Annotated in this window: 6 protein-coding genes; 3 read left to right on the top strand and 3 right to left on the bottom strand. The window is 75.5% G+C overall.

The features are described 5' to 3' along the window. Window positions 1–58: 58 nt before the first annotated feature. On the bottom strand, window positions 59–1,609 hold the full coding sequence (locus NOD94_RS08885; protein WP_281205209.1) for a hypothetical protein: 1,551 nt from the start codon (window positions 1,607–1,609) through the stop codon (window positions 59–61). Window positions 1,610–1,681: 72 nt separating this feature from the next. Here NOD94_RS08885 and NOD94_RS08880 point away from each other — a divergent pair, with 72 nt between their 5' ends. From NOD94_RS08880 to NOD94_RS08870, 3 genes are read left to right on the top strand one after another with little or no spacing between them, the layout of a single operon-like run. Beyond that, entirely contained in the window at window positions 1,682–2,461 is a 780-nt protein-coding gene (locus tag NOD94_RS08880; RefSeq protein ID WP_281205218.1) for a 5-oxoprolinase subunit PxpA, read from the top strand. Then, window positions 2,458–3,081, top strand: coding sequence for an allophanate hydrolase subunit 1 (locus NOD94_RS08875; protein ID WP_281205208.1), 624 nt, complete (start codon window positions 2,458–2,460; stop codon window positions 3,079–3,081). The genes NOD94_RS08880 and NOD94_RS08875 overlap by 4 nt, the downstream gene beginning before the upstream one ends. Then, entirely contained in the window at window positions 3,078–3,941 is an 864-nt protein-coding gene (locus tag NOD94_RS08870; RefSeq protein WP_281205207.1) for a biotin-dependent carboxyltransferase family protein, read from the top strand. The genes NOD94_RS08875 and NOD94_RS08870 overlap by 4 nt, the downstream gene beginning before the upstream one ends. Before the next feature lie 74 nt (window positions 3,942–4,015). Here the strand turns inward: NOD94_RS08870 and NOD94_RS08865 are convergent, their stop codons facing one another. Together NOD94_RS08865 and NOD94_RS08860 are read right to left on the bottom strand one after the other, a co-directional pair. Continuing rightward, the gene (locus NOD94_RS08865) at window positions 4,016–5,413 is read right to left on the bottom strand and encodes a HEAT repeat domain-containing protein (protein WP_281205206.1); all 1,398 of its coding nucleotides are present in this window, start codon (window positions 5,411–5,413) and stop codon (window positions 4,016–4,018) included. Window positions 5,414–5,756: 343 nt separating this feature from the next. Beyond that, window positions 5,757–6,158, bottom strand: a complete 402-nt coding sequence (locus tag NOD94_RS08860; protein WP_281205205.1) for an ankyrin repeat domain-containing protein — start codon at window positions 6,156–6,158, stop codon at window positions 5,757–5,759. Between the last annotated feature and the right edge of the window lie 57 nt (window positions 6,159–6,215).

The raw sequence follows: 6,215 nt of genomic DNA, 5'->3' as shown, positions 1-6,215 counted from the left end.
GGGCCTCCCCCGGAGGCCGGGGCGGCTGCGCGGGGGACCCGGTCCGCCGGGGCGGGGGTCATGCCGCCTCCGCGCGGTCCGCGGCCATGCCGGCGGCGTCCAGGAGGGCGGTGCCGACGATGAGGTCGGCGCCGCCGAACTCCGGGTCGTCGAGCCGGGTCCCGTCGTCCACGGCGAACAGCAGCCGCTCCTCGCCCTGCCGGTACGCCGTGCCCACCGCGGGGCTCGCCGCGTGAACGGCCAGCAGGGCCACCAGGTACGGCAGGTCCGGGTCGCCGCGGCGGGCCTCGGCCAGGAGTCCGGACAGCCGGCGCGGGGCGTCGTGGGGCAGGTCCAGGAGCCGGGTCGCGGCGGCGAGCTGCTCCTCGCTGAAGCGGCTGTCGTCGGGGGTGGCGATGAGGTCGGGCTCCGGCATCTCCACGCCGAGGTGCTCCCGCTCCAGGGGCGGGGTCAGCAGGATCTCGACGAGGTCGGCGACGCGGACGGAGACGGGCGTGCGCAGACCGGTGCCCGCCGCGAAGAAGGCGTCGGTGACCCGGACGGCCTGTTCGAGCGGCAGGGGCAGCAGCGGGGCCACGAGCTGGCCGTACAGGTCGATCCCGGAGCGCGGCGCGGGCGCGGCGAAGGCCTGCCGGTCCTGCTCGGCACGGAACAGCGGACCGGCGTCCAGCAGTCGGGACTGGAGCTGGGTGTGGCGGCGGATGCAGTCCTTGACGATGTCGACGAGCTCGGCGGCGCGCCGCTTGTTGTCGGGGTCCTCGGCCTCGTCGCGGGCCTTGCGGATGTTGGTGAGGATCGCGTTCTCGTGGCGGTAGCGGTCGGCGACGTGGTCGAGGGCCTCGGCGATCATGTCGGGGACGGCTTGGAGCCAGTCGACGGCCCGGACGTTGCGCCGCGTCGCGTCGAGCGTGCGGCGCAGGGTCTCCGCGTACTGCACGGTCCGGTAGCGGGCCTGCTCGGCGGCCAGCTGGGCGTCGGCGAGCCGGCCGCGGCTGATCAGCACCTCCAGCTTGACCTCGGCGGCGATCTGCGCGCTGGTGACATCGGTGTCGAGGGCTCCGACCAGGACGTTGACCGCCTCGTCCGTGGTGCGCAGGTACACCGCGCCGCCGTAGCCGGGGACCTCCTCGATCAGCTTGAAGTCGTAGTCGCGGCGGACGTAGACGCCGTCGGGCCCGAAGGTGCCGTAGATCGCGCGGAACCCGCGGTCCACGCTGCCGACGTTGATCAGGTTCTCCAGCACCCAGCGGGCGACCCGCTCGTGCTCGGCCGCCGGGCGGGCCGGCGCCTGGGCCGCGACGCGCGGCAGCAGCCTGGCCACTATCTGCTCGTGGTCCGCGCCCGTGTCGAAGTCCATGTTCAGCGTGACCAGGTCGATCGCGGACAGCGCGACCTCCGCCATCGCGTAGACCCCGTACTCGCCGGCCAGATTGGCCTTGCGGACGTCGAGGTCGTGGAGCGGGGCGGTGCAGGCGAGGGCGCGCAGCCGACGGGCCAGGCCCTCGTCGGCGGCCGGGCCCGGCGCCGGGGACGGAAGGGTCTTCGCCGGGGCAGGGAGAGTCACGACGGAAAGACTAGGCGGTGACACGGACAACATCCCAAACAGCATGGTTCGGCCGGATCGTCCCCGGCGCCGTGGAGGGGCGGGGGTGCGCTGTTCTACGCTCGCGGCATGGCTTCCATGATCACACCCTCAGCGGCCGCGATCGACCTCAACGCCGACCTCGGCGAGGGCTTCGGGAGGTGGACGCTGACCGACGACGAGGCCCTGTTGTCCGTGGTGACGAGCGCGAACGTGGCCTGCGGCTTCCACGCCGGCGATCCGTCGATCATGCGCCGGGTGTGCGAGCTGGCCGCCGAGCGGGGCGTACGGATCGGCGCGCAGGTCTCGTACCGCGACCTGGCGGGCTTCGGGCGCCGGTCGATGGACGTGCCGCCGGGCGAACTGGCGGACGAGGTGGCGTACCAGATCGGGGCGCTGGAGGTGTTCGCGCGGGCCGCCGGCTCCCGGGTGTCGTACGTGAAACCGCACGGCGCGCTGTACAACCGCACCGTTCACGACGCGGGCCAGGCGGGCGCCGTCGTCGCCGGGGTCCGCCTGGCGGCGGGAGCGGCGGGTCTGCCCGTTCTGGGTCTGCCCGGTTCGCTGCTGCTGGCCGCCGCCCGCGACGCCGGCCTGGACGCCGTTCCGGAGGCCTTCGCCGACCGGGCGTACACGGCCCTCGGCACCCTGCTCCCGCGCGGCGAACCGGGCGCGGTGCTCCACGACCCGGACGCGGTGGTCGCCCGGGCCGTCCGCATGGCCGCCGAGGGCACCGTCACGGCCGCCGACGGGACCCCGGTCGCGGTGGCGGCGCGCTCGCTGTGCCTGCACGGCGACACCCCGGGCGCCGCCGACCTGGCCCGCCGGGTCCGCGAGGCCCTGGGCGGCGCCGGGGTCGGCGTGGAGGCCTTCGCATGAGGATCGACGTGCTGCCGGTGGGGAACTCCGCCCTGCTGATCGAGGTGGGATCGGCCGCGGACGTGGCCGCCCTGCACGCCGAGGTGCTGCGCCGCCGGGACGCGGGCGAGCTGGAGGGCGTACGGGACGTCGTGCCCGCCGCCCGGACCGTGCTGCTCGACGGGGTGCGCGACCCCGGTCCGCTGGCCGGGCGGATCGCGCGTTGGGAGGTCCCGCCGCTCGCGGAGACCGACGGGCCGCTGGTCACCGTCCCGGTCCGGTACGACGGCCCCGACCTGGCGGAGGTGGCCGCCGGATGGGGGGTGTCGCCGGACGAGGTCCCGGGGCTGGTCGGCGGCATCGTCTTCCGGGTGGCCTTCTGCGGGTTCGCCCCCGGTTTCGGCTACCTGACCGGACTGCCCGCGCGCCTGCGGCCGCCCCGACGCGCCACGCCCCGTACGGCCGTACCGGCGGGATCGCTCGCCCTGGCGGGCGAGTACGCGGGCGTCTACCCCCGGTCCTCCCCCGGCGGCTGGCAGCTGATCGGCTCCACCGAGGCGGTGCTGTGGGACCCCGCGCGGGAACCGGCGGCCCTGTTCGCTCCCGGGGTACGGGTGCGGTTCACGGAGGTCGGGGCATGAGCGGGCTGCTGGTGCTGCGCCCGGGCGCCCTGACCACCGTCCAGGACCTCGGCCGGCCCGGGTACGCCCACCTCGGGGTGCCCCGGTCGGGCGCACTCGATTCCGGGGCGCGCGACCTGGCCAACCGACTGCTGGGCAACCCACCGGACGCGGCGGTCCTGGAGACCACCCTGGACGGCGTCACCCTGCGCGCCCTGACCCCTGTGACGGTGGCGGTGACGGGCGCCCCCTGCGCGGTACGGGTCTGCGGGCGCCCGGCGGCCTGGGGTGCGCCGGTCCGGCTGCGGGCGGGGGCGGAGCTGGACGTGGGCCGGGCGGAGTCCGGAGTGCGCGGCTACGTCGCGGTGCGGGGCGGGTTCCGCGTCCCGCCGGTGCTGGGCAGTCGCTCGACGGACCTGCTGTCGGGGCTGGGCCCGGCCGCCTTGACGTGCGGAACGCCGCTCCCGGTGGGCGCGCCGGGCCCGGATCCGATCCACGGGGCGGACACCCTGCGGGTGCCGGGCCCGCCGGCCGAACTCGTCCTGCCGGTGAGGCTGGGGCCACGGGCCGACTGGTTCACGGCGGCCTCCCTGCGGACGCTGCTGACCTCGGCCTACCGGGTGTCGGCGGCATCGAACCGGATCGGCCTGCGCACGGAGGCCGGCCCCCCGTTGACCCGCCGCCGGGCGGGCGAGCTGCCGAGCGAGGGCATGGTCCTCGGGGCGGTCCAGGTCCCGCCGGACGGCCTCCCGGTGCTGTTCCTGGCCGACCATCCGGTGACCGGCGGCTACCCGGTGGTCGCGGTGGTCCCCGAGGGCCCGCCCCTGGACGCCGCCGCCCAAGCCCGTCCGGGCACACGGGTGCGCTTCGTGGGGGCGTAGGGCCCGTCGGGCGTTGCCGCCGACCGCGGTCGAGGGCGGCTCCCCCGGCTGCGGTCCGGGAGAGCCCGGGGCCCCTACACCGCCGATTCCGGTGTGATGCGGCTGCGGACCGCCGACTGGACGTCCTCCTCCTCCGCCGGGTCCGTCGCCAGGCGGCGCAGGCGCGGGGTGACGCGGGCGTCCGCGGTCTCCGCGTGGCGGGCCGCCACCTCGCGGGTGGTCTCCTCGCAGTCCCAGAGGCATTCGACGGCGAAGCCGGCCGCGAAGGTCGGGTCCGTGCTGGCCAGGGCCCGGGCGGCGCGGCCGCGCAGGTGCGAGGAGGACGTCTCGCGGTAGATGTGGCGCAGCACCGGGGCGGCGCAGCCGATGGAGAGCCGGCCCGCGCCGTCCACGAGGGTGAACAGGCGGATCGTGTCCGGGCCGGAGCCGCGGACGGTGGAGCGCAGGGCTCCGAGTACGAGTGCGGCGTCCCCGGGGCCCCCACGGGCCGCGAGGAGGGCCGCAGCGGCCGCTCCGAGGGCGTCGGGGCGGTGGACCCAGAGACGGGCCCGGTCGAGGGCCGCGGGCCCGCACATGCGCTCGTAGGCGGCTACGGCGGGCTCGTCCCCGGCTGCTTCGATGAGGTCCAGGACGGCCGGGTTCTCCGGTTCGGCGAGGACCAGGTGGTGCAGGGCGGTGGCGCGGGCGGCCTCGCCCGAGGCTCCGGCGGCGGCCGCGAGGATGGCGGAGCGGTCCTCGGGCGCGGCCACGGCGGCGAGGCAGCGGGCGGCGGGGACGTGCAGCGGGGTGCCGCGGCGCAACCCGTCGGCGGCCCAGTCGAAGACGGCCTGGACCCCCCAGCCGGGTCGGGGGCCGCTGGGCGTCATCTGGCGCTGCCACCGGTCGAAGGAGCCCTGCTGCCGGGCGGCGCGCAGGCGCTCCCCGTACGGGGGCAGTTCCTCCCACAGGCACCACGGGCGGGGCTCGTAGGCGTCGCGTACGGCGGCGGCGAGCCGCGCCTCACCGTCGGGGTCGGCGGGGAAGCGGGCCAGTACGGGTGCGGCGAGGGAGCGCAGGCCTTCGTCGTCGTCGCGCAGGGCGAGTTCGTCGAGGGCCCAGGCCCAGTTCGCCCCGGAGGCGGCGTACCGGCGCAGCAGCATGAGCGCGTCGTCGCGTCCGTAGGAGGCCAGGTGGCCGAGGACGGACAGCGCGAGGCCGGTCCGGTGGTCCTCCTCGTCGACGAGGTCGTCGGCGCCGAAGAGGTGGGCCTCGATGGCGCCGAGGGGGCCGTCGAGGTCCAGGTACAGGCGGGCGTAGTACAGCGAGCGGTTCTCGACCTGCCAGTCCTGGCGCGGGTCGCGGAGCACGCACTGGTCGAGGGCCGCGAGGGCCTCGGGCCGGGGCGCCGCGAGGGCGTGCAGCGTGCCGTCGCCGCGGCCCCGCTGGAGGAGCCCGAGCAGCGTGCCGCTCGGCGCTATGACTGGTTCGAACATGGGAATGGCCTCAAATCAAGCTGGGGACGCAACCGGGAATCGGGATTCACAGGGCCGCGTAACAGCATGTGAGGACGTTCGCCGTCATGTTCCGCTCGATGTAGACCATTGCCTTCTCACTCTCGTCGGTGCTCCGCGACCGTGGCGTCCGGTGGCGGCAGGGGTGGGTATGGACACCCTTCGTGTCCAGCCCGCTCCTGCCCGTCCGTCATGTCCGCGAATCGAATCCGACGCCATGATGACCCAGGCGGTTTGTGTGCCGCGACCACATTTAAGGCCGCCGTGACCAACCCGTGAGGTCGCGGGCCGGTCCTGGCCGGGGCTGGGCCCCGGAAAAAGCGGATTACTTGGCTCCGAAGAGTTCCAGCAGGTCGGCCTTGGCGAACATGCGGGCCGTGTCCACGGCGGAGGGCGTTCCGGCGTTCGGGTCGGCCCCGCCGGCGAGCAGCGCGCGGATGACGGCCTCCTCGCCCTTGAAGACGGCGCCGGCGAGCGGGGTCTGGCCGCGGTCGTTGGCACGGTCGGCTTCGGCGCCGCGGTCCAGGAGGGCCGTGACGGCCTCGGCGTGCCCGTGGTAGGCGGCGAGCATGACGAGGGTGTCGCCGCGGTCGTTGGTGAGGTTCGCGGGCACGCCCGCGTCGAGGTAGGCGGCCAGGCTCTCGGTCTCACCCTGACGGGCGAGGTCGAAGATCTTGGTGGCCAGTTCGATGACGTCCTCGTCGGGAGCGTCCTGGTGCTCACTCATCGGTCGTACCGCCTTTCACTCGCTGCTTGCCGGCAAGGGTTTCCCCGGGCCGCGGGG

Origin of the sequence: Streptomyces sp. Isolate_45, assembly GCF_024721315.2 — a bacterium.
Taxonomy (GTDB): domain Bacteria; phylum Actinomycetota; class Actinomycetes; order Streptomycetales; family Streptomycetaceae; genus Streptomyces.
Note: the sequence above shows the minus strand (reverse complement) of the source record. Positions and strands in the feature narration are given on the sequence as shown.

Bases quoted from the DNA above. Each gene is read 5' to 3' on its own strand.
- NOD94_RS08885 (WP_281205209.1), bottom strand. From the start codon at position 1,609: ATGCTGTTTGGGATGTTGTCCGTGTCACCGCCTAGTCTTTCCGTCGTG.
- NOD94_RS08880 (WP_281205218.1), top strand. From the start codon at position 1,682: ATGATCACACCCTCAGCGGCCGCGATCGACCTCAACGCCGACCTCGGC.
- NOD94_RS08870 (WP_281205207.1), top strand. From the start codon at position 3,078: ATGAGCGGGCTGCTGGTGCTGCGCCCGGGCGCCCTGACCACCGTCCAG.
- NOD94_RS08865 (WP_281205206.1), bottom strand. From the start codon at position 5,413: ATGTTCGAACCAGTCATAGCGCCGAGCGGCACGCTGCTCGGGCTCCTC.
- NOD94_RS08860 (WP_281205205.1), bottom strand. From the start codon at position 6,158: ATGAGTGAGCACCAGGACGCTCCCGACGAGGACGTCATCGAACTGGCC.
- NOD94_RS08875 (WP_281205208.1), top strand. From the start codon at position 2,458: ATGAGGATCGACGTGCTGCCGGTGGGGAACTCCGCCCTGCTGATCGAG.